Below are 22,106 nucleotides of genomic sequence, written 5' to 3' on the forward strand. Positions count from 1 at the left end.
CGTGTTTGTTGGGGGTGTCTGGGGGGGGGGCCCGGGGGGGGGGTGGGGGGGGGGGGGGGCGGGGGGGGGGGGGGGGCGCGCCGGGGCGGGCCCCCCCCCCCCCCCGCCTCCAGGCCGCTGGTTTGGTGCGTTGCCTACCGGACCGACTTGATCGGCAGGATGACGAGGGCGCCGAGGATGACGGCGACGCCGGCACCCCAGAGCATGAGCGTGTAGTTCTGACCACCGCCGATGCCGAGCAGGAACAGGCCGACGGCCGGAGCGAGCGACTGCGGCAGCGCGTTCGCGATGTTGATGACGCCGAGGTCCTTGCCGGGGCGTTCCGGGTCGGGCAGCACGTCGACGATCAGGGCGGTGTCGATGGCGGCGTAGATGCCGAAGGCGAAGCCGAGGACGATCTCGGCGAAGTAGAAGCCGCCGACGGTGTCGACGTGGGCCAGGATCACGAGGCCGACCGCGGTCAGTGCGGTGGAGCCCCAGACGAAGACCTTGCGACGCTGGACGCGGTCCGACACCCAGCCGGAGACGGCGGCGCTGACGAGCAGGGCGACCGTGTAGAGCAGGACACCGAACGCGACGACCCCGACGGCCTCGGCCTGCGGCAGACCGATGCGGTCCTGCATGTAGAGCAGGCGGTACGTCGTGAACATGAACGTGCCGAAGGTGATGAGGAAGCGACCCCACCATGCCAGGCCGAAGTCCGGGTGCTTGATCGGGTTGGTCCAGAACGAGCTGATCAGGTTGATCCAGCTGAACGGCTTGACCGGCGTCGTCGGCAGGTCGTCGCGGGCCACGAAGCAGTAGACGAGGATCGCGATGATCGCCAGGACACCCGGGGCGATGAAGAGGACCGGCAGGTTCCCGACCAGGTACACGGCGAGGTACAGGCCCGCGAGGATGGCGATGTTCTGCGCGAGGGCGATGACGCTCGAGGCCTTGCCGCGCTGGAACTCCGGCACGTTGTCGGCGAAGCTCGCGGTCAGCGTGGCGAGGACGGCGTTCGCCGTGACCTGCGCGAGGACCCAGGCCAGCGTGAGCTGCAGGACGTTCGGCGAGAACGCGAGCCAGGCGAGCGAGCCGACGAAGACGATGACGCCGCCGAGCATCCACGGGCGTCGGCGACCCCACCGGCTGCGGGTGCGGTCGGAGATCGCGCCGAACAGCGGGTTGGCGAACAGCGCGCCGAGGGCACCGAACGGCAGGACGGAGCCGACCACGGTCTCGGGGCTCGTGGGGTTGAGCTCGGTCGCCTTGATCGACATGCTCACGAAGACCGGCGTGAGCAGGGCGACGAACAGGCCGAACTGGGCGAAGCTGAGGCCCCAGAGGTAGCCGCGGCCCACACGCATCGTGCTGACGGACTGCGTGATCCCCTCGACCGAGAACGCTCGGGGCGCCGCGGCGTCCGAGGCGGTGGCACCGGCGGCTGCGGTGACTGCTGGTGATGCAGTCCCGGCGATGCCGCGGGTGGGTTCTTCCTTCGACGTCGGTGTCGACATGACTCCTCCTCGAGTCATAGGGGGCTTCGGGGCCCTCGAATACCTAGTGCTGCTAGGTGATCGGGACTGTAGCACCGGAAACCTCCGACCGGAAGTTTTTGTCCCGATTGTTGCGCCGGTACATTGGCACGCGTGACCTCCAACGATGGAATCGGCACCAGGGGCCCCTACGCCAAGGGCGTGCAGCGTCGGCGGGAGATCCTCGACCAGACGCTCGACGTCGTTGCCTCGCGCGGGATCGACGGCACCTCGCTGCGCGCCATCGGCGATGCGATCGGGGTCTCGCACGCGGCACTGAAACACTACTTCTCGTCACGCGAAGCGCTGCTGGTCGAGGTCCTGCGGGAACGCGATGCCGCCTCGGACCGGGCACTCGGCGACACGGCCGGGGTCTTCACCCGACTGGCCGTCGTCGCCGACCGGAACGTCAGCGAGCCGGCACTCGTGACGCTCTACACGACCCTGCTCGGGGCGTCGGTGGAGTCCGGCAACGAGACGGCGCGGGAGTTCTTCGCCGCCCGGTTCGACGAGGCACGGGGGAACCTGGTCGCCCAGCTGCACGACGAGCTCGCGGCGTCGGGGCGGCACTCGGACGCCGACCTCGAGCAGGTGGCGTCGCTCATCATCGCGGCGTTCGACGGGCTGCAGGTGCAGTGGCTGCTGGACCGGAACGTGGACATCGCGGGGACGCTGCGGTTGCTGGAGCGGGTGTTGTAGGGGGTCGACTCGGACCGACACCGGGTCGACTCGGAACGACGTTCTCGTCGTCGTACGACAACGAAGACGTCGTTCCGAGTCGACGAACGACCCTTACTTCTCGCCGTCCTCTTCCGGGTTGAAGTGCGAGTCGTCCCCGACGTGCCCAGCGGCCAGGCCGTCCGGGTCGTTGGGGATGGTGTTGTCATCGCCGAGCCCGCCCGGCTTCTCGATGCCCTCGGAGTCGTTCACGGGGGCCTTGGCGTCGTCGTGCGTGTTGCTGCTGTCGGTCATGGTCTGCTCCAGTGCAGTGGTCGAACCGAGGGCGACGCCCCCGGCAGGTGCTGACCTCGGACGCTACGTGCCGCTGCTCGGAATCCACCCACCAGCCGCGTGCCCCGACCGGTCGACAGCGGAGTCGCCGCTCGGTAGATTGTTCAACAACCCGCGACGACAGGGAGTCCCCGTGACGACGATCGACTTGAACAGCGACCTCGGCGAGGGGTTCGGCGCCTGGACGATGGGCGACGACGCCGCGATGCTCGACGTCGTGTCGAGCGCCAACGTCGCCTGCGGATTCCACGCCGGCGACCCGACGATCATGCTCGCCACCGCCCGCGCTGCCGCCGAGCGCGGGGTCGCCATCGGAGCGCACGTCGCCTACCGCGACCTCGCCGGCTTCGGTCGCCGTCCGGTGCACGTCACCCCGGACGAACTCCACGCCGACGTCGTGCACCAGCTCGGCGCGATGGCCGCCACTGCGCGGGTCGCCGGCACCGCGGTCACCTACGTCAAGCCCCACGGCGCCCTGTACAACACCGCGTGCGCCGACCCGGTCCAGGCCGAGGCCGTGGTCCGGGCGATCGCCGACGTCGACAGCTCGCTCGCGGTGCTCGCGCTGCCGGGTTCCGAACTCCTGCTCGCTGCCGAACGCCACGGGCTGCGCGCGGTCGCGGAGTCCTTCGCCGACCGCGCCTACGAACCCGACGACTCCCTGGTGTCCCGCAGCACGCCGGGTTCGGTGCTGCACGATCCGGACGAGGTCGCCGCCCGCGTCCTCCGCATGGTCACCGACGGGGTCGCGACCGCCGTCGACGGCTCCGAGCTGCGGGTCAGCGCCGACTCCGTCTGCGTCCACGGCGACTCCCCCGGTGCCGTCGCGATGGCCCGTGCGATCCGAGCCCTGCTGACCGAGCACGGCGTCACGATCGCGCCGTTCGCACCGTGACCGTCCTCGACCTCCGGCCCGCTGGGCGCTCCGCTTTGCTCGCCACCTTCGACTCCCTGCCACAGGTCGCCGCGTTCCGTGCCGGGCTGACCGCGACTCGGCTTCCCGGCCTCACCGAGGTCGTGTCCGGCGCGCGGACCCTGCTGCTCCGCTACGACCCGGCGACGACCGACGCCGCGAGACTCCGCGGCGCACTCGAACGGGTCGTCCCGTCCGCCGACGCAGACGCGGCGAGCGCCGCGGACCCACTCGTCATCCCGGTGGTCTACGACGGCGAGGACCTCGACCAGGTCGTCGCCCTGACGGGCATGCGCCGCGACCGCGTGATCGCGTGGCACACCGGCCAGCTCTGGACGAGCGCGTTCTGCGGCTTCGCCCCGGGCTTCAGTTACCTCACCGGCACCGAGCCGTCACTCGACCTGCCTCGCCGGAGCACGTCGCGCACCGCCGTGCCGAGCGGTGCGGTCGCACTGGCGGGCGAGTTCAGCGCCGTCTACCCGCGCGTCTCCCCCGGCGGCTGGCAGCTCATCGGCCGCACCGACGTGCCGATGTGGTCGCTCGACCGGGAACCGCCGGCGCTGGCACCCGCCGGCACACGGGTCCGGTTCGTCGACGCGGGTGCGGCATGAGCGCGCTGACCGTCCTGCAGGTCGGCTTCGGCGCGGCAACGCAGGACCTGGGGCGTCCCGGATTCAGTGACATGGGCCTCGGCGCGGCGGGCGCCGCCGACCGCGGGTCCGCAGCACTGGCCAACCGGCTGGTCGGCAACCGTCCCGATGCGGCCGTCCTGGAGGCCCTGCTCGGCTCCGTCACGCTGCGGACCGACGCGTACGTGGCCGTCGCCACCGCCGGGGCCGCCTGCCCGGTCGAGATCGAGCGGGCGGACGGCCGGGTCCGCGGTGCGGCCTCGCACGAGGTCCTGATGCTCACACCGGGTGACACGCTCCGGATCGGTACGGCCACCGCCGGGCTGCGCTCCTACATCGCCGTCCTCGGCGGGTTCGCGGTCGAGCCCGTGCTCGGCAGTCGCTCATGGGACTCGCTCGCACGCCTCGGGCCTCCGCCCTCGTCGCCGGGTGACGTCCTGCCGATCGGCGACGCGCGCGCTTCGTGGCCGATCGTCGACGCCGTGCCGCAACCGGACGAGCACTGGCCGGACGACCCGGTCGTCCTCGACGTCACCGCCGGCCCCCGCGACGACTGGTTCACGCCGGACTGGCGCGACACCCTGACCCGTCAGGACTTCACCGTCGGGTCGGACAGCGACCGCGTGGGGGTCCGCACCACGGCTCCGCAGCCGCTCGTCCGCGCCGTGACGCACGAGCTGCCGAGCGAAGGGGTCGAGACCGGTTCACTGCAGGTCCCGCCGGAGGGCTTCCCAGTGCTGTTCCTCGCCGACCACCCGGTGACCGGCGGCTACCCCGTCGTGGCGGTCCTCACGCCGGAGTCGGTCGACCGTGCCGCGCAGCTCCGCCCGGGCGACACCATCCGCTTCCGGTTCGTCCACTGACGACCGGCTCGCTGACCGATCCGGAACAGGTCGGCGCCGCTGCGGGTTGAGTCGAACACTGCTGACGAAAGGTGCACCACATGTCGATCACCGTCCTGCTCGAGGTCCAGTTCCGGAGCGACGTCCCTGCCGACACCGTCGAGGCGGCGATCCGCGAGACGCTCGCCCAGACCCGCGCCTTCGACGGCTGCGAGTCCCTCGAGGTGCTGGTCGACGACGCCGACCCGACGCGCATGGTCGTCGTCGAGTCCTGGACGAGCGGGGCCGCCCACGACGCCTACGAGGCATGGCGGGCGACCCCGGACGGTGCCGCAGCGATCGGACCGATCGTCGCCGCTCCGCCCGTCGCGCGGACGTTCGCACGGACGATCGCGATCAGCTGACCTGCTGGGGGTCAGCCCGTGTACTCGTAGGTGCTGACCCAGTCGATGTCGAGGTGCCCGGCGGCACCCCAGTTGCCGACCTGGAACATGTACCGGTGCGCGGTCTTCGGCACGTTCGACGTGACCGTCTTGATGACCTTGCCGTCGAGCAGGTACTGCACCGACTTGCCGGGGATCCACTCGACCGAGTAGACGTGCCAGCTGCGCCAGGTCACCCCGGTGCTCATGCTCGTCGAGTTCGCTTCCTGCCCGGCGACCATCGAGTGGTGGTGGAGCATCGGCGCCCCCTCGAAGTTCGCCTCCGGGTAGTCGATCTCGCCGTCCGACCAGACGTTCGACGACGGCCACAGCATGAACGCTGCACCGTTCCCGTCGCCGCCGGTGGCCTTCGCTCGGACGCTGAACTTGCCGCCCACGTGCGACCACGCGCCGTTCGGGGTCCCGAAGGTCCCCGCGGCTCCGTGCTTGCCGTCGAGCGTGACGTCCATGTAGCCGTTGCGGGCGCTGACCTGCGAGCCCGAGTAGTACGTGCCGCCCGTCCCGTCCGGGTAGGGCTGCCACGAGTTCGCGTAGGTCTTCGCGAACTGGCCGTTGGCCGAGGCCGTCGTGCTGAAGTTCTCGACGAAGGTCTGCTTGAACTTGCCGACGTTGCCGACCGGGGCGGTGACCCCCGCGTAGGCAACGGATCCTGCTCCGAGCGGTGCCGCCACGACGACGGCTCCGATGAGTGCGGCGATGAGTGCGGTCCGCCTGATCCTGCGGTGCTGCATGTGTCACTCCCTGGTGTGACTGGTGGCACCCGTTCCCCGCGGGCACCCAGCCGGATCTCGGCTGCGCACCGAGGGTAGGTGCATTCTGCAACCGATGCAGGGGGTTGACAGCAGCACGCCGGACCGGCGACCATGCCCCTCGTTCGAGGGTCAGCGCGCGGCGTGCTCGCGTGCTTCCATGGCGTCCCAGGCGAAGCTCGCGAGCCAGTGCGTGGAGTAGTACTCCTCGCCGACGCTGGCGGCCAGGCCCGAGGCCAGCAGCCGGTCCGCCGCCTCGTCGAGCAGGCTCGCGAGTCCGTCGTCGTCCAGCTCGCCGGCGCGCAGGGCGTCCGCGATGCGTCGGGCCGATCCCGCTCGCGACAGGTCGAGCCCGAACAGGTGCACCTGCTGCGGGTCGTTCTCGTCACGGACCACCGTCGACTGCAGGATCGCGTCGCCCGACCGCACCTGGGCGAAGAAGCCGTCCGACCACGTCGCGAACTCGGCCGGGGTCAGCACGGCCCGCATCAGGTCGGCTTCGGCCAGACCGGCGGACAGGAAGTCGTGCCCGCTGCGCTCCCAGGCGAACGGCCACCCGGCGTCCTCGCCGAACCAGTCGCGCGCCGCCCGCTCCACCGTTGCGGCGAGCCCGTCGCGGCCGAGCGACCGTGCGGCCTCGAGCACGAGCAGCAGCCCGAACGCGGAGTTCGAGTGCACCCCGTGCCGCACCGGGTGGGCAGCGCCGTCGACCCACCGGGTGACGAGGTCCTCGAGCACGTCGACGACGGGCGCGAACCCGGGGGCGAGCTGCCGGATGGCCGGCACCTCGGACGCGGAGACCTCGGCGGCGAGCTTCGCGAGCCAGGCCCACCCGTAGGGGCGCTCGTAGTGCGGCGTCGTGTGGAAGTAGGCGGCTTCCGTCGCCAGGTGATCCGCGCTCAGGTGGGCCCGCAGGATCGTGGTGAGCCGGGCCTCCAGATCGGCCGGCAGACCGTGCGCGACCAGACGCGCTGCGAGCCAGTGCATGTGCACGGACGAGTGCCAGTCGTAGGACGTCGCGAAGGCGGGGTGCAGTTCGACCGGCAGCGCCCGGTCGTCCGGGCCGGACGTCGTGTGGTGCGCCGCGTACGGGTACTCGCGCGTGGTGTTCTCGGCGGCGACGGCCGCGAAGCGGTCGGCCCACGCGGCCCGGGTCAGGTCGAGCGGGGCAGCATCAGAAAGCGACAAGGTACATGACTCCCATGTTGACGACGAGCAGGATGGCGGCGGTCGGGATCTGCGCCTTGATCGGACCGTACTTGTCCCGCATCTCGAGCAGGGCAGCCGGCACCAGGTTGAAGTTCGCGGCCATCGGCGTGACGAGCGTCCCGCAGAACCCGGCGAGCATGCCGATGGCGAAGATCGCGGCCGGGTTGCCGTCGAAGCCCTGCACCAGGACGGGCCAGCCGATGGCGGCCGTCATGATCGGGAAGGCGGCGAACGCGTTGCCCATGATGATCGTGAAGAGCGCCATGCCGAGGCAGTAGACGACGACCGCCGCGATCAGCGAACCGCCGGGCAGGATCGACTTGATGATGGTGCCGACGGCGTCGCCGACCCCGGCCTGGGTGAACACGATGCCGAGGGTGGAGAGCATCTGCGGCAGCAGCGCCGCCCACCCGATGGCCTGCAGCAGTCGGCCGCCCTCGCGGATGGGCGTGGCGATCCTCGGCGGGCGCAGGACGAACACCGCGACGACCACAGCCAGCACCGACCCGATGCCCAGGCCGGTCAGGGTCGCGCTGCCCTCGGCGAGCAGCGGTTCGCCGCCGATCGAGACGAGCGGACCGAGCGTCGCCACGAGGACGGCGACCACGGGCACGACCAGCGCCGGGATGAAGAGCTTGTTGCCGAACCGGGTGGCGAACGCCGCGCGCTCGTCGGGGCTGGTCGTGGCGAGGACGCTCGTGCTGGCGGACGGCTTCGTGGCGGCAGCGGTGGGCTCGGCCGGGCCGGTCTCCGCCCCCGTTCCAGCACCCGGGATGCTGGCGACCCGCGTGCGACTGGTGGTCCCGGTGAACCCGAGTCCGGCGAGCGCGACCATCACCAGGACGGCGATGCCGAGCACCCACGACGGCGCCGTCTTCGCGGCGACGAAGGTGCCGTAGAAGAACGAGACCCCGAGGATCCCCCAGAACGCCGCGTTGCCGAGTCGCTTCGCGTGCGAGGTGTCCGTGACGATGAGGACGGCCACCGCGATGAAGAACGCGCCGATGAGCCAGTAGAGCCATTCGCTGGTGATCACGCTGCGGCTCCCTGCGTCGGGGCGTCGACGCGTGCGTCGGCGGCCATCTTGTCGAGCGTGCGGTCGAACAGCAGCAGCCGCGTGCCGTGGACCAGGAGCGCGGCGATGCCGGTCGGGATCGCCCACAGCGCCAGGTCGATGGGTTCGAGCGACAGACCGTAGGTGGCGTCGACGAAGGTCGTGATGAGCAGGATCGAGCCGACGGCGACGAAGACGTCCTCGCCGAAGAAGACCCCGACGGTGTCCGACGACGCCGAGTAGCCCTTGATCTTCTCGCGCATCCGCTCGTCGATCCGGCCGTACTTCTTGATCGCCGCCCCTTCGGCCATCGGGTGCACGAGGGGCCGCACGGTCTGCGCCGGCCCGCCGATGCTGGTGAGGCCGACCGCGGCCGTGACCTGCCGGATGGCCAGGTACCCGGCCAGCAGACGACCCGTCGTGAGCTTGTCGAGCTTCGCGATCAGGCGCTTGGCCTGGTCCTGCAGCCCGTAGCGCTCGATCAGGCCGATGACGGGCAGGACGAGCGCGAAGGTCGTGACGGACCGGCTCGACGCGAAGCCGTCGCCGAAGGCGGTGAGGATGCCGACGGGACCGATCCCGCCGATGGCCGCGGTGACGATGCCCGCGACGGTCACGACGAGCAGCGCGTTGATGCGCAACGCGAACCCGATGATGACGACGGCGACGCCGATGAGGACGAACATGCGGGACAGTCTGGACCGCATTGTTCAACAATCGCAAGGGGGTGTTCTGCTCTGTAACACGACGGTCACACGGTGCGGGGTTCGCACCTGCGATGCCCGAGGCCGTGTCAGGATCGGGACATGACCCGAACCGTCAGCGGTGCCGACACGACGGCCGACCGGCTGCGCACCATGATCGCGGCGGGCGAGTTCTCCCCCGGGACGCAGCTGTCCGAGGAGCGGTTGAGCGACCAGCTCGGGGTGTCACGGAACACCCTGCGCGAGGCCTTCCGGCTGCTCGCGCGCGACCGGCTCGTCGAGCACGTGTTCAACCGCGGGGTCTTCGTGCGACGCCTCTCCGCCGAGGACGTCGCCGACCTGTACGCCGCCCGACGGGTGCTCGAGGAAGCCGCGGTCCGCGCGTGCTCGCCGACGTCACCCGCGCTCGACGCAGCCGCTGCGGCCGTCACGGCTGCACGGGACGCTGCCACCGCGGGCGACTGGGGCGCCGTGGGCACCGCGGACATCCGGTTCCACTCCGAGCTCGTGCGCGCGGTCCCGAGCGCGCGGATCCACGGACTGATGGACGGGCTGCTTGCCGAGATGCGGCTGGCGTTCCTGACGACCGACGACCCGGGGTCGTTCCACGCCGAGTTCGTGGACCGGAACGACGCGATCGTCGCGGCGTTGCGCGCCGGCGACCAGGCACGAGCGTCGGCGCTGTTGGCGGACTACCTCGACGATGCGGAGCGGACGCTGCGGGTGGCCGCGGACGCGGCAGGCTGACGGGAGGCCCGGTGCGGGTCCTGCCTGCGCGCTCGGATCGCCTCGACTAGCGCTGGTACCGGCCGAGGCCGCGCTTCCTGTCGCGGAGCGCGACGGCGAGCATGCTGCCGCCGAGCACGAGCCACAGGACGGCCATGATCGCGCGGAACGTGCTCGGCTCGATGATCGCCAGGACGCTCCAGAGCACCCCGACCGCGAGCCACACCACGCCGACCCAGACCAGCGGACGTCCGAAGGTCGCGCGGAGGAACCGGTTGTCGCTGCTCATGGGCCGAACCCTACGCCCGGCCGTGCGCCACGTCAGCCCCCGACGAGTGCCTTCACCGCGTCGATCACGATCTGCCGACGCCGCGCAGGTGCGACCGCCGCGACCAACGAGCCGTACTCGGGAGAACTCGAGCTCCAGAACGCGGCGAGGTGCATCACCAGACCGAGCAGCACCGCCGGCCGGTAGCTGCGCGGCAGGACCCCGGCGCGCTGGGCGTGCTCCACCGCGGCGACAGCCTCGGCGTTGCTCGCGATGACGGCTTCGAGCGCACCGTCGCTCCCCCGCTCGAGGCGGTGCCACGTCGCGAGCCGTTCGGCCCACGGACGCCGGACGGACGAGTCGTGCAGCCGGGCAGCCCACTCGGCGAGGTCATCGGTGTCGACCGGGACCTCGTCGAACGTCTCGGCGACGGTCTGGGCGAGGAGGGCGTCGAAGAGCCCTTCCTTGCTGCCGAAGTAGTGGAAGACCTGCGCCTTGTTGCTCGACGCCGCCGCGGCGATCCGCTCGATCTTGGCGCCGACGAGCCCAGCTGCGGCGAACTCGTCGCGTGCTGCGAGCAGGAGTCGTGCGCGCATCGCGTCGGCGGCTGGGGGCGTGAAGCGTGCCATGCAGACAACCGTACTGACGCTGTGGCAACTCGTGGTAACATTTCAGCATCACACCGGTGATACTGAAACTTTGCTAGCGTCGACAGTGTACGAACGGGCGCCGGACCAGGCACGGTCCGACGCCCTTGTTGATCGCGAAGGAGCAATCATGAATCACCGTAAGCGGCGAAACTGGACCTCGACCGGGGTCGTAGCCTGCATCACGGCGGCGGCCGTCTTCGGAACCGCGGTGCCAGCCAACGCCACGGCACCCCTCACGTCCACGCTGACATCCTCGTCCGCGTCCGGGTCGAGCACCACGGTCCGAACTGTTCAGACTGACGTCCGCGCCGCGACCGGAGCCGTTGCGCCCTCCGGGCCAGGGGCCGTTGGCGCGACGACTTCTGGTCACGACGGTGACAGTGCGCGGAGTTGGTCAACGATCATCCGGACCGCGGTCAACGCCCTGAAGAAGATCCCCGCGCTCTGGAAGAAGCTCTCCGACGGCGTCAAGAAGTCCTACGCAACCTTCCAGCGGACGGCGTGGCCGGCGATCAAGACGGTCGTGAAGACCATCAGCGCCCTCATCACTGCCTGGGACATCTGGAAGTTCTTCAACTGATCCATGCGCCGGAAGGGGTGGCCTGCGCCGCCCCTTCCGGCGCACGAAGAAGGAGGGTCCGTGCCCGTCAAACACTCTCGTCTGCGCCACATGGTCAGCACCGGGCTGGCAGTGAGTGCAGTCCTGCTCGGGACAACCAGTGTCGTGCTCGTCGCCAGCGGCTGGCCGCTGTCGGTCGCAGCCGGAGCAGCCGGGCTGACCGCCTCGGGCTTTGCAGGCACCGTCGATCCGAAGAGCAAGGCCGCCCCGGCCGCCTTCCTGATCTGCGTTGCAGCAATCGCCACGGCGTTGGTTGTCCATCAGGTGGTCTCGTGAGCGAACCGATCGAACTGCGGGGGGTCCGCAAGGCCTACGGAAAGCACATTGCCCTCGACGATGTGTCCTTCACCTGCCCGCAGGGGACGATCACAGCGTTCTGCGGACCGAACGGCGCCGGCAAGTCCACCGCGCTTCGGATCCTGACCGGGATCACCCGAGCGGACGTCGGCACTGCGATGGTGAACGGTCAGGAACTCCAGAAGCTGCCCGCTCCGGCCAGGTTCCTCGGTTCCCTTCTCGACGCGTCAGCGTTCCACCCAGGTCGGTCGGTTCGCGAGACGCTCCGACTCACCGCCTTCACCATCGGTGAGCCCAGGCAGCGAGTCGACGAGTGCCTCGAGACCGTCGGGTTGCAGTCGGTGGCCGCGAGACGAGTCGGCAAGCTCTCCCTCGGCATGCGGCAACGACTCGGGCTTGCGCATGCACTACTCGGACGCCCTCGGGCGCTCGTCCTGGATGAGCCCTCCAACGGTCTGGATCCCGAAGGAATGCAGTGGCTCGACAGGATGCTTCGCCAATTCGCTGATCAGGGCGGGACGGTGTTGGTCTCCACACATCAGCTCGCGGCGGTGGAGCGGACTGCGGATCGCATCGTTGTGATCTCCCGCGGACGGGTCGTCGACCAGGTTCGGCTTGAGGAGCTGCGCGCACGAACCGGGCGGAGTTTCCTCGTGGCCGAGGATCAACCGCGCTTCGCGCATGCTCTGCGGCTCGTCGGGGCGCACCCATCTCCGATGGCAGAAGGCTTGCTCGTGGACCTCGAGCCCGTGGAAGTCGGGCGGCTTGCCAGAGACTCGGGCATCGCGCTCTCCGCACTCCGCGCAGAGGACGTCCGGCTTGATTCCTACTTGTCCTCCATCACTGAGACCGAATACGAGGGGAAGACGACGTGATCCGATTGGTTCTCGTCGAACTGCGACGCGCGGTCGATACGCGTGGGCCGCGCTGGGCCTTCGCGGCGGCGGCTGTCAGCGGTGTCCTGCTGTCCTTTGTCGTTGCGCGAGATGCAACGACGTTCGCGGCGTTCGTCGCCGGACTCAGCCTTGCGCTTCCGCTGCTCATGGGCCTTCTGGCTGTCATGGCGTTCACGGCGGAATGGAGCACGCGCGCTGCGTTGACGACGTTCGCTGTCACCCCACGCCGACAACGAATACTCGGTGCCCGTTACGCCGCAATCCTGCTCCTCGCTGCCTCGACTCTCGTTGCCATCCATCTCCTCGCAGCCGTCGGCTTCGTTGTCAGCAGGCCCGGTTCTGTCGGTTCCGTTTTCGACGTTGCCGTTCTGGCGCAGTTCTGGCAGATGCTTGCGACAACGGTCGCGGCAACCCTCACGGCAATCGCCGTTGCGAGCCTCGTGCTGCGAACGGCGCTCGCCCTGCTCATCGCCGTGTTCGGACCTTTTCTCCTGACCATCGGGCTCGCGTTCACACCCGGCCTGGTCGACTGGCTGAACCCGTACGGCTTCGCGTCTTGGCTCGCGGAGCCGCAACTGTCCTGGACCATCACGTCGGAGACCACCGTCGGACTCGGGCCCGCGGTGACGTCATTCGCGGTCTGGACTGCACTCCCGCTCGCGCTCGGGTGGGTCCGACAACTCCGCGCGGAGCCTCGCTGATGCTTGGTCCGACCGCGGGCAAGGCAAGCGGGTGCCCTACGAGACATCGCGTACCGACGCTCGGCCTCGTCGGCGGGGTGGTCGTGACCTGCGGCGCCTGGCTGGTTCTCGACCTGCTCTACGCCTGCGTTGCTGCGCTGGCCACGCTCACCTGGGCGGCGTCTTCGCCGAGCGTCATCGGGACCGCGCCGATCCCCCAGGGAGCATCGCCGGACCGTGCGGCGGTGCGGCGATGGCGCGCAGAGCACCCGAGCTCGACCGTGAGCGAGGCGATCGCCGCCGTCACGAAGTCGTAGCTGCTGACGCTCCCCGAGCCCTCGTCGGCGAAACGTTGCGCGCCGAGCGGCATCGCGTGCGCGGACAATGCCCCGGCGCACGATTCCCCCGCGGATGGGCAAGAATGCGTCCCCCGATCCTCCCTAGGCTCATGACAAGCGCACCACCACGCCGCAGATCCGCGGCCGGCCCAATGACGGGAGGTTCGACATGTCACAGTTCGTCCAGGAGTTCACGCAGGGCGCCATCGTCGGAGAACCCGAGGTCGTCGAGGACCGCCCGTCGGTGCGCGAGGTCGCCGAGCATCCCGCGTGGACGCGGCTGAAAGCCGCTGTCGTGTCGTTCCGTGCGCTGCAGACGGCCGACGGCTCGATACCCGACCAGTCGGACCACGCGACTGCTTCGGAACACCTGGCCACGATCCTCCCGGCCGTTGCCGAACTCGCCCCGTTCTTCCCGCACGATGCGGCGTACCTCGCTGCACTGCAGCGCGATTTCGCACGCTGGGAACGCGACGGTTTCGGCGTTCCCGACTTCCTCGACGCACTGAACGCATTCCAGCCGCAACAGCACCGCATCGACGGACTCGGCCACCTGGTCGTCTTCCCGATGGTGACGCAGAACGGCAGTTCCTCGCGATTGGTCGAAGCCGTCCTGGTCGAGGTCATCTGGCCGGAGTTCATCGCGGAACTCGAAGCGGGCGACTACAGCAACACGCTCTTCGTCGCGTTGCGGTTCGTCGACTTCACGCCCGGGTACGACACGAATTCTGCGGTGCTGTTCCCCGAGACGGTCGCGATGCGCGAGATCCCGACGTTCACGTGGGGCGCGATCTTCCAGGACCGCGAAGCCGCTCGCTACCGCCGAGTCGTCCGTGCCGCTGCGGAGATCACCAAACTGGAGTTGCCGGACGACGCTGCAGCAATGCTCGACGACCAGGAGCTGACGGAACAGGTCTTCGTGATGTGGGACATCATCCACGACCGATCGCACATGCGCGGGGACCTGCCGTTCGACCCGTTCATGATCAAGCAGCGGATGCCGTTCTTCCTCTACTCGCTGGAAGAACTCCGCTGCGACCTGACGGCGTTCCGGGAATCGGTGCGGCTCGAACGCGCGCTTTCCGCGGTGCCGGATGCAGATCTCGACGATGCCCGACGCGCGATCCGCGACCACGCCCGCCTGGTGCAGTACGCCGTCGTCTTCGACCGCATCTTCCGGTTCGCGATCACCGGCAGCCGTGTCCGGAACTACGACGGGCTCGGCGGGCAGTTGTTGTTCGCGTGGATGCACCAGCACGATGTCCTGCACTGGACGGACACGCAGCTCACCATCGACTGGGATGCGGTGCCTGACGTGATCATCGCGCTCAGCGATCAGATCAACGAGTTGTACCGCCGGTCGATCGACCGTCCGAAATCGGCGCACTGGCTCGCTGCGTACGAGATGCTGACCCGGACGCTCACGCCGCACCCGGCGTCGAGATGGGCGCGGGGACTGCCGGAGGAAACGCTCGCCGGAATGCCCAAGGGCTACACCGACGCCGTACTCGACGACGAATTCCCGCTGTCGATGTTCTACGAGGCACTGAACAAGAAGATGGCTGCGGTCATCGCATCGACGGCCGGCATCACCGGCTCGTCGTCGGTTGCTCCGTCCGCTGCTCCGTCCGTTCCGGACGTCGCCGCGTGAGCGCTGGATCCCTGTCCGGTCGCACGGTGCTGGTCGCGGGCGCGACCAGCACCAGCGGCGCGGCCGTCGCGCGCGCACTCACCTCCGCCGGAGCGGCCGTCGTCGCGGTCGGCACCAGACCGGACGCACTGGAGGCCCTGCGCGCCTCCGTCCCGGGCGTCACGCCCCACACGTGCGACCTCGCAGACCTCGGGGCGGTCACCGCGCTCGCGGCTGCGGTCCGCGAGACGGCGGGTCCGGTCGACGGGCTGATCCACCTGGTCGGTGGGTGGCGCGGGGGCGGCGGCATCGCCGGCCAGTCGGACGACGACTGGGACTTCTTCGACCGGGCGTTCCGCACCCTGCGGAACACCACACGCGTCTTCTACGACGACCTGGTGGCGTCCCCGGCCGGACGGCTCGCGTTCGTCTCGTCCACCGCCGTCGACTCCCCCACCGCGGGTGCCGCGAACTACGCAGCCGCCAAGGCCGCCTCCGACGCATGGGTCCGTGCCGTGGCCCAGGGCTTCCGGAAGGACGCACCGGACTCGGCGGCAGCCACCGTCTTCGTCGTCGGCGCCCTGGCCGGTCTCGAAGAGCGGCTCGGCGACGACGTCGTGCGGCTCTGGGCGGCACCGCCGGCGGACGTGAACGGCGCCCGTCTCCCGCTCTCGCTCTCGCTCTCCTTAGGATGAACCAGTGACCCTTCGACTCCACGACCTGGACCTGCGGGGCTTCGCCTCGGACAACTACGCCGGTGTCCACCCCGAGATCCTCGACGCGATCGCCGCGGCCAACGACGGCCACCAGATCGCCTACGGCGAGGACGTCTACACGGCCCGCCTCAACGAGGTGATCGGCGACCACTTCGGCTCGCAGGCGCAGGCGTTCCCGGTGTTCAACGGGACCGGCGCGAACGTCGTCGGGCTGCAGTCGATGCTGCCGCGGTGGGGCGCCGTCGTGTGCACCACGACCGCGCACATCCACACCGACGAAGCAGGCGCTCCCGAGCGCATCGGCGGGATCAAGCTGCTGCCGGTCGAGACCCCCGACGGCAAGCTCACCCCCGAGCTCATCGACAAGGAGGCCTGGGGATGGGGTGACGAGCACCGTGCCCAGCCGCTCGTGGTGTCGATCACGCAGACCACCGAGCTCGGCACCGCCTACACGGTCGACGAGATCCGGGCGATCGCGGACCACGTCCACCCGCTCGGCATGACGCTGCACATGGACGGCGCACGCATCTCCAACGCCGCCGCGACCCTCGGCCTGCCCCTGCGCGACTTCACCACCGATGCCGGCGTGGACGTGCTGAGCTTCGGCGGCACGAAGAACGGCATGCTCTACGGCGAGGCGATCGTCGTGCTCAACCCCGCGGCATCCGAGGGACTGCACTACCTGCGCAAGATGAACATGCAGCTGTCGTCGAAGATGCGGTTCGTCTCCGCGCAGCTCATCGCGCTGCTGTCCGACGACCTGTACCTGCGCTCCGCCGGGCACGCCAACGCCATGGCCGCCCGGCTCCGCGGCGCACTCGAGGCCCGGATCGCCGACGGCAGCATCCAGGGCGTCGGGTTCAGCCAGGAGACCCAGGCGAACGGGGTGTTCGCGACGCTGCCCGCGGGGGTGGCCGAGCGGCTGCGCAAGCACTTCCGGTTCTACGACTGGGACGCCAGCCGCAACGAGGTGCGGTGGATGTGCGCGTACGACACGTCGGAGCAGGACATCGACGACTTCGTGGCGGCGTTGACGCGGGAGCTCGACGCGGCCTGATCCAACGTAGAATCCCGTGTGATCTCCGAGCACCCCGAACCCAGCGGCATCCTCCCCGAGGACCTCGACGCCACACTCCGGGTGCTCGAGCAGATGAGCGAGATCGACGAGACGCACCCCGACTTCGTGCGGGTGCGTCAGGCCACGGCGAAGATGTTCAAGGCCGTGAAGCGGGCGCACCGACTCGAGAAGCGCGCGGTCATCGCCGAGGCCGACCGCCTGGTGATCGCCGCCACCGCGACCGGAGCCGCCGACCGGATCGACGACGAGACCCGCGGCGTCCCGATCAGCACCTCGACCACGGCGTCCACCGCCGGCACCCTGCTGAAGTCACGCCCCTGCTACATGTGCAAGCAGCAGTACACGGTCGTCGACGCGTTCTACCACCAGCTGTGCCCCTCGTGCGCGGCGATGAGTCATGCGAAGCGTGATGCCCGGACGGACCTGAGCGGCAAGCGGGCCCTGCTGACCGGCGGCCGCGCGAAGATCGGCATGTACATCGCGCTCCGCCTGCTGCGCGACGGCGCCCACACGACCGTCACGACGCGGTTCCCCCGCGACGCCGTGCGCCGGTTCACGAGCCTGCCGGACTCCGCCGACTGGATCTCGCGCCTCAAGGTCGTCGGCATCGACCTGCGCGACCCGGCCCAGGTCATCGGTCTCGCCGAGGACGTCGCCGCTGCTGGCCCCCTCGACATCCTGATCAACAACGCGACACAGACGGTTCGCCGGTCGCCCGGCGCGTACCAGCCCCTCGTCGACGCCGAACTCGCGCCGCTGCCGGACGGCCCACTGCCCGAGCTCGTGACCTTCGGGCACACGAACGACCAGCACCCGCAGGCGCTCGCTCGCTCGGTGACGGCGCACCCCATCCTCGCGGCCGCCGCAGCCCGCGCCGACGAGCTGACCGAGCAGGCCATGGCTCCGGGGTCGAGCTCGCTCGAGCGTCTGGCCATGGGCACCGCGATCGACGCCGGTGGTCTCGTGCCCGACCTGCACGACGTGAACTCGTGGACGCAGGCCGTCGATGAGGTCGACCCGCTCGAGATGCTCGAGGTCCAGCTCGCGAACACCACCGCGCCGTTCATCCTGATCTCGAAGCTCCGTCCCGCGATGGCCGCGAGCGAGGCGCACCGCACCTACGTGGTGAACGTCAGCGCGATGGAAGGGGTGTTCGGCCGTGCCTACAAGGGACCGGGGCACCCGCACACGAACATGGCGAAGGCTGCCGTGAACATGCTCACCCGCACGAGTGCGCAGGAGATGTTCGAGACCGACCGCATCCTGATGACGAGCGTCGACACCGGGTGGATCACCGACGAGCGACCGCACCCGACGAAGGTCCGGCTGGCGGAGGAGGGCTTCCACGCCCCGCTCGACCTCGTCGACGGGGCTGCCCGCGTGTACGACCCGATCGTTCGGGGCGAGGCGGGCGAGGACGTGTTCGGCGTGTTCTTGAAGGACTACAAGCCCAGTTCCTGGTGAGCTCGGCGGCCGGAGCCGCTTCACTCCGGTCCAGCAGCGCTGCCATACTGACGACGTGACGAAGGCGCAGCCCGTCATCGGGCGTGAGCGGGAGACCTCGGCTCTCCGAGACGCGGTCGGTCACGTGGACAGCGGTGGTTCCGCGTTCGTGATCGACGGCGAAGCGGGCATCGGCAAGTCGTCACTGGTCGCCGACGTGCTCGAGCACGCGAGCCGCCGCGGACTGCGGACACTCACGACGACCGGCACCCTCGCTGAGTCGGCGGAGCCGTACTCAGCGCTCCACATGCTCCTGTACCCGTTGCGCGGCGGCATCGCGAACCTGCCGTCGCCGCAGCGACGGGCGTTGGACGTCGCGTTCGGGGTCGCCACGGGAATCCAGCCGTCGCCGCTCCTCGCCGGGCTCGCCGCGCTGACCCTGCTCTCGGACGCGGCGGCCGAACGTCCGCTCCTGATCGTCGCCGAGGACCTGCACTGGATGGATGCACCCTCCGAGTGGGCGCTCCGCATGATGGCCCGTCGCGTCGGTGAGGACCCGGTCGTCATCGTCATGACCACGCGGAACACCGATGCGGTGGAGAACCCGGGCATCCGACGCCTGCACCTCCGTCCACTCGACCAGTCCGCTGCCGACGAACTGCTCGACGGAGTGCCTGGAGCGCCGACGGGGCAGGCGCGACGCGACCTCGTGCTCCGCGCCGAGGGCAACCCCCTGGCGCTGCACGAGCTCGGCCGGTCTACTGCGGCGGCCGAGCGCACGCGGGAACGACCCGTCGTCGGACGGGTCGAGCAGGAGTTCGCGGATCGGTACACGGAGCTCGACCAAGGGGTCCGGTTGGCGATCCTCGCCGTGGCGCTGTCCGGCGGCACCGTCGCCGAGGAAGCCGCCCGAGTCGCCGCACGCGCAATCGGCAGGTTCCCGACGCCGACCTGGACCGAGCAGGCATCAGCGGCCTCGCTCCTCGAGTGGGTCGCACCCCGTGCAATCCGGTTCCGGCATCCGCTCGTGCAGTCGGCGGTCCTGTCGGTGACGTCACCGCCGGAGCGCACCGCGGTCCTCCGGTCGCTCGTGCTCGAGCACCAGGACGACCCGGCGCGGACCATCTGGTGGCGCGCCGAGCTCGCCACCGGTCACGACGATCCCCTCGCGGACGAGATCGCCGCGCTCGGCGACGAACGGACCGCGATGTCCGACACCTTCGTCGCGAGCCGGGCGTACGAGCGTGCCGCCGAGCTGACGTCGGACGTGGCCCGACGCGTCGAGCGTCGCATCGTCGCGGCGGAACTCGCCGGGCTGTCCGGCAGGACCTCAGACGCGTCGCTCTTGGTGCAACGGGCTCGCGACGAGGCGCCTCCTGGGCTGCTCGCGGCGCGCGCAGCGTGGGTCGCCGAGACCCTGCCCACTGGTCGGACGGGCCTGGCAGTCGGCGACCTCGGACCGGCGCTCCACGCCGTCTCCGAGATGCAGCTGGCAGGCGGGGTCGAACACGCCACCGCCGCACTGCTCCACCTGGCCGCGATCGCCTGGGACCACACTGCCGAGGCGGACCCGGGCGACCCGATGCTCGTCGTCGTCGAAGCCCTCGCGCTTCCAGAGGACGACCCGCGGTCGATCCTGCTTGCCGCCCGGACCGAGCCGCTGGCCCGGGGCGATCGTGTGCTGGAGCTCGCGTTGGCGGCGGCGCCCGCGGCCCTGGACGAAGAGACAGCGTGGCTCCTCGGGTACGCGCTCAACCTCGTGGGCGAAATCGACACGGCTCGTGTCCTGCTCGATCGTGCCCTCGCGAGCATGCAGACGCGTGGCGAGTTGCGGACGTTCCCGCAGGCCCTCATGGGGACCTCGATGACCACGTACCTCGCCGGGGACGTCGCCCGGGCGCGCGCCCTCGCGCAGCAGGCCGCGTCGCTCGGACGGGACCTGGGCGACGCCGGGTTCTCCGCCGCGGCGCGGTGCGCGCTCGCCTGGTTCGACGCCCTCGAGGGCGAACAGCCCGACACCGAGCGGATCGCTGGCGGGACCGAGGCGGGCGCGCAGGTGCTCCGCTCGAGTGCGATGCGCGCAACGCTGCTCGGCGCGACCGGGTTGGCGCACCTGATCTCCGGCCGGGCGGCGGACGCACTCGAGCCCCTGCGACGTCTCTTCGACCCCGACGACGACGCGTTCAACCCGACCTTCGCCGTGCTGACCTCCCACGACTACGTCGATGCCGCGTTGGAGTCCGGCAACCGACCGGACGCCGAGCAGCGGTTGGCGGACCTCGAGTGGCTCCACGAGCGGTGGCACGCTCCCCTGGTGCGCACGGCCGTCCACTCCGCCCGGACCGCGCTCCTGTCGGACGACGACCTCGAGTCGGCGTGGGCGACCCTGCAGCACGATCGTTGGCCGGTCCCGTACGTGCAAGCGCGAGCGCTCCTCCGACTCGGTCGCCGTCTGCGTCGTGCAGGGCGGAGCACCACCGCCCGAGCAGTCCTGCACGCAGCCCTGGACCTGTTCGAGGCGATGCCCGCACCGATCTGGGCAGAGCGGACACGAGACGCCATCCGGGCCACGGGCGAGCGCCTGCCGACGACGGGGCAACGCAGCATCGACCTGCTCACCCCGCAGGAGCTCCGCGTCTGCACGCTCGCAGCCCAGGGCCTGAGTAACCGCGCCATCGGCGAACACCTCTTCGTCTCCCCCAGGACGGTGGGCGCCCACCTGTACGCGGCGTTCCAGAAGCTCGGCATCTCGACCAGGCAGCAGCTGCCGTCGGTCCTGACACCCGGGGCGACCGCGGCGGACGACTAAGTCACACGACGCCACATCTCGGTCATCGTGACCGATGTGCACCGCCGGCCCGCGGCCCTAGCGTCACGGACGGAAGCAGACGCTTCCACTACCGACGGAGGTCCGCGGCACCGGCTGCGGACCGGGACGGACCGCACCGTGACCGAATCGCCCACCATCGTGCTCATCCACGGAGCCTTCGCCGACGCCGCCAGCTGGGCGCCCGTCACGAAGCTCCTCCTCGATCAGGGGCACGAGGTCCTCGTTCCGCCCGTGTTCAACCGCAGCCTGTCCGGCGACGCGGCCTACATCAAGTCGTTCGTCGAGCAGATCGACGGACCGGTCCTGCTCGCCGGGCACTCCTACGGCGGCGCGATCCTCACCGTCGCGGGTATCGCCGAGAACGTCGTCGGGCTCGTGTTCGTCGCCGCCTACGCGCTCGAGGAAGGCGAGAGCCTCGGCGCCCTCCAGGGCGGGTTCCCCGACAGCGACCTCGCGGCGAACCTCGTCTACGCGCCCTACCCCGTCGATGGCGCCGAGCCCGGCACCGACGTCTCGGTGGCCATCGACGCCTTCCCCGCGGTCTTCGCGGGCGGCCTCGACCTCGAGAAGGCCAAGGTCCTCGCAGTGTCGCAGCGCCCGCTGTCCGCGGTTGCGTTCGGCGAACCCGCATCCGTCGCGGCGTGGAAGACCAAGCCGTCCTGGGGCATCGTCTCCAGCGCCGACCACACCATCAACCCGGACGTCGAGCGTTTCGGCTACCAGCGCGCCGGGGTCCGCAAGGTGGTCGAGATCGACGGACCACACCTGGTGATGCAGACGCACCCCACCGAGGTCGCGGCCTTCATCACCGACGCCATCGCCGAACTCGGCTGACCACCGACCACCACAACCGAACACCAGCCA

General features: G+C 70.2%; 25 protein-coding genes. 16 read left to right on the top strand and 9 right to left on the bottom strand.

Annotated features, from left to right (window positions below; genetic code table 11):
• Positions 1 to 134 precede the first annotated feature (134 nt).
• The gene (locus EDF40_RS18105) at positions 135 to 1,499 is read right to left on the bottom strand and encodes an MFS transporter (protein ID WP_123341195.1); all 1,365 of its coding nucleotides are present in this window, start codon (positions 1,497 to 1,499) and stop codon (positions 135 to 137) included.
• Positions 1,500 to 1,631: 132 nt separating this feature from the next.
• On the opposite strand from EDF40_RS18105, the gene EDF40_RS18110 reads away from it, so the two are divergent.
• Positions 1,632 to 2,216, top strand: coding sequence for a TetR/AcrR family transcriptional regulator (locus EDF40_RS18110; protein WP_123341196.1), 585 nt, complete (start codon positions 1,632 to 1,634; stop codon positions 2,214 to 2,216).
• Positions 2,217 to 2,309: 93 nt separating this feature from the next.
• Here EDF40_RS18110 and EDF40_RS18115 read toward each other — a convergent pair whose 3' ends face one another.
• Positions 2,310 to 2,489, bottom strand: coding sequence for a hypothetical protein (locus tag EDF40_RS18115; RefSeq protein ID WP_123341197.1), 180 nt, complete (start codon positions 2,487 to 2,489; stop codon positions 2,310 to 2,312).
• A gap of 172 nt (positions 2,490 to 2,661) precedes the next feature.
• On the opposite strand from EDF40_RS18115, the gene EDF40_RS18120 reads away from it, so the two are divergent.
• The 4 genes from EDF40_RS18120 to EDF40_RS18135 all read left to right on the top strand — a co-directional run bounded on the left by EDF40_RS18120 (position 2,662) and on the right by EDF40_RS18135 (position 5,316).
• Positions 2,662 to 3,423, top strand: a complete 762-nt coding sequence (locus tag EDF40_RS18120; RefSeq protein WP_123341198.1) for a LamB/YcsF family protein — start codon at positions 2,662 to 2,664, stop codon at positions 3,421 to 3,423.
• Positions 3,420 to 4,052 (top strand): allophanate hydrolase subunit 1, encoded by a 633-nt coding sequence (locus tag EDF40_RS18125; protein WP_123341199.1) that lies wholly within the window; start codon positions 3,420 to 3,422, stop codon positions 4,050 to 4,052. The genes EDF40_RS18120 and EDF40_RS18125 overlap by 4 nt, the downstream gene beginning before the upstream one ends.
• On the top strand, positions 4,049 to 4,933 hold the full coding sequence (locus tag EDF40_RS18130; RefSeq protein WP_123341200.1) for a biotin-dependent carboxyltransferase family protein: 885 nt from the start codon (positions 4,049 to 4,051) through the stop codon (positions 4,931 to 4,933). Before EDF40_RS18125 ends, EDF40_RS18130 begins: the two co-directional genes overlap by 4 nt.
• An 80-nt stretch (positions 4,934 to 5,013) precedes the next feature.
• Complete coding sequence (locus EDF40_RS18135) at positions 5,014 to 5,316, top strand: putative quinol monooxygenase (RefSeq protein WP_111086660.1); 303 nt, start codon at positions 5,014 to 5,016, stop codon at positions 5,314 to 5,316.
• A gap of 11 nt (positions 5,317 to 5,327) precedes the next feature.
• Here the strand turns inward: EDF40_RS18135 and EDF40_RS18140 are convergent, their stop codons facing one another.
• The 4 genes from EDF40_RS18140 to EDF40_RS18155 form a co-directional block, all read right to left on the bottom strand.
• The gene (locus EDF40_RS18140; RefSeq protein WP_123341201.1) at positions 5,328 to 6,086 is read right to left on the bottom strand and encodes a glycoside hydrolase family 16 protein; all 759 of its coding nucleotides are present in this window, start codon (positions 6,084 to 6,086) and stop codon (positions 5,328 to 5,330) included.
• Positions 6,087 to 6,236: 150 nt separating this feature from the next.
• A complete protein-coding gene (locus EDF40_RS18145; RefSeq protein ID WP_260213598.1) occupies positions 6,237 to 7,292 on the bottom strand; it encodes a DUF2891 domain-containing protein in 1,056 nt (351 codons plus the stop codon).
• A complete protein-coding gene (locus EDF40_RS18150; RefSeq protein WP_123341202.1) occupies positions 7,279 to 8,349 on the bottom strand; it encodes a DUF979 domain-containing protein in 1,071 nt (356 codons plus the stop codon). The genes EDF40_RS18145 and EDF40_RS18150 overlap by 14 nt, the downstream gene beginning before the upstream one ends.
• Positions 8,346 to 9,053, bottom strand: a complete 708-nt coding sequence (locus tag EDF40_RS18155; protein ID WP_123291728.1) for a DUF969 domain-containing protein — start codon at positions 9,051 to 9,053, stop codon at positions 8,346 to 8,348. The genes EDF40_RS18150 and EDF40_RS18155 overlap by 4 nt, the downstream gene beginning before the upstream one ends.
• Positions 9,054 to 9,173: 120 nt before the next feature.
• On the opposite strand from EDF40_RS18155, the gene EDF40_RS18160 reads away from it, so the two are divergent.
• Positions 9,174 to 9,818, top strand: a complete 645-nt coding sequence (locus EDF40_RS18160) for a GntR family transcriptional regulator (protein WP_123341203.1) — start codon at positions 9,174 to 9,176, stop codon at positions 9,816 to 9,818.
• Between the two features lie 46 nt (positions 9,819 to 9,864).
• On the opposite strand, the gene EDF40_RS18165 is transcribed toward EDF40_RS18160, so the two are convergent.
• Both EDF40_RS18165 and EDF40_RS18170 read right to left on the bottom strand, forming a co-directional pair.
• Positions 9,865 to 10,086 (bottom strand): hypothetical protein, encoded by a 222-nt coding sequence (locus EDF40_RS18165; protein WP_123341204.1) that lies wholly within the window; start codon positions 10,084 to 10,086, stop codon positions 9,865 to 9,867.
• Between the two features lie 32 nt (positions 10,087 to 10,118).
• Positions 10,119 to 10,694 carry a TetR family transcriptional regulator gene (locus EDF40_RS18170; protein ID WP_123341205.1) on the bottom strand — a complete coding sequence of 192 codons (576 nt, stop codon included), beginning with the start codon at positions 10,692 to 10,694 and terminating at the stop codon, positions 10,119 to 10,121.
• Positions 10,695 to 10,842: 148 nt separating this feature from the next.
• On the opposite strand from EDF40_RS18170, the gene EDF40_RS19345 reads away from it, so the two are divergent.
• From EDF40_RS19345 to EDF40_RS18180, 4 genes are read left to right on the top strand one after another with little or no spacing between them, the layout of a single operon-like run.
• Positions 10,843 to 11,295 (top strand): hypothetical protein, encoded by a 453-nt coding sequence (locus EDF40_RS19345; protein WP_185003220.1) that lies wholly within the window; start codon positions 10,843 to 10,845, stop codon positions 11,293 to 11,295.
• Between the two features lie 60 nt (positions 11,296 to 11,355).
• Positions 11,356 to 11,610 carry a hypothetical protein gene (locus EDF40_RS19350; RefSeq protein WP_185003222.1) on the top strand — a complete coding sequence of 85 codons (255 nt, stop codon included), beginning with the start codon at positions 11,356 to 11,358 and terminating at the stop codon, positions 11,608 to 11,610.
• Positions 11,607 to 12,506 (top strand): ABC transporter ATP-binding protein, encoded by a 900-nt coding sequence (locus EDF40_RS19355; protein WP_185003225.1) that lies wholly within the window; start codon positions 11,607 to 11,609, stop codon positions 12,504 to 12,506. The genes EDF40_RS19350 and EDF40_RS19355 overlap by 4 nt, the downstream gene beginning before the upstream one ends.
• Positions 12,503 to 13,228 carry a hypothetical protein gene (locus EDF40_RS18180; protein WP_123341207.1) on the top strand — a complete coding sequence of 242 codons (726 nt, stop codon included), beginning with the start codon at positions 12,503 to 12,505 and terminating at the stop codon, positions 13,226 to 13,228. Before EDF40_RS19355 ends, EDF40_RS18180 begins: the two co-directional genes overlap by 4 nt.
• A 118-nt stretch (positions 13,229 to 13,346) precedes the next feature.
• On the opposite strand, the gene EDF40_RS18185 is transcribed toward EDF40_RS18180, so the two are convergent.
• A complete protein-coding gene (locus EDF40_RS18185) occupies positions 13,347 to 13,577 on the bottom strand; it encodes a hypothetical protein (RefSeq protein WP_123341208.1) in 231 nt (76 codons plus the stop codon).
• A gap of 137 nt (positions 13,578 to 13,714) precedes the next feature.
• Between EDF40_RS18185 and EDF40_RS18190 the strand changes: the two genes are divergently transcribed.
• From EDF40_RS18190 to EDF40_RS18215, 6 genes are all read left to right on the top strand, one after another.
• On the top strand, positions 13,715 to 15,196 hold the full coding sequence (locus EDF40_RS18190; RefSeq protein WP_123341209.1) for a DUF6421 family protein: 1,482 nt from the start codon (positions 13,715 to 13,717) through the stop codon (positions 15,194 to 15,196).
• Positions 15,193 to 15,870, top strand: coding sequence for an SDR family oxidoreductase (locus tag EDF40_RS18195; protein WP_260213600.1), 678 nt, complete (start codon positions 15,193 to 15,195; stop codon positions 15,868 to 15,870). Before EDF40_RS18190 ends, EDF40_RS18195 begins: the two co-directional genes overlap by 4 nt.
• A gap of 4 nt (positions 15,871 to 15,874) precedes the next feature.
• Entirely contained in the window at positions 15,875 to 16,948 is a 1,074-nt protein-coding gene (locus EDF40_RS18200) for a low specificity L-threonine aldolase (protein ID WP_123341210.1), read from the top strand.
• An 18-nt stretch (positions 16,949 to 16,966) separates the two neighbouring features.
• Positions 16,967 to 18,433, top strand: coding sequence for an SDR family NAD(P)-dependent oxidoreductase (locus EDF40_RS18205; protein ID WP_123341211.1), 1,467 nt, complete (start codon positions 16,967 to 16,969; stop codon positions 18,431 to 18,433).
• A 55-nt stretch (positions 18,434 to 18,488) separates the two neighbouring features.
• A complete protein-coding gene (locus tag EDF40_RS18210) occupies positions 18,489 to 21,221 on the top strand; it encodes a LuxR family transcriptional regulator (RefSeq protein ID WP_123341212.1) in 2,733 nt (910 codons plus the stop codon).
• Positions 21,222 to 21,359: 138 nt separating this feature from the next.
• Entirely contained in the window at positions 21,360 to 22,076 is a 717-nt protein-coding gene (locus EDF40_RS18215; protein WP_123341213.1) for an alpha/beta fold hydrolase, read from the top strand.
• Positions 22,077 to 22,106: the final 30 nt, after the last annotated feature.

Source organism: Curtobacterium sp. PhB170 (genome assembly GCF_003752345.1).
GTDB lineage: Bacteria > Actinomycetota > Actinomycetes > Actinomycetales > Microbacteriaceae > Curtobacterium.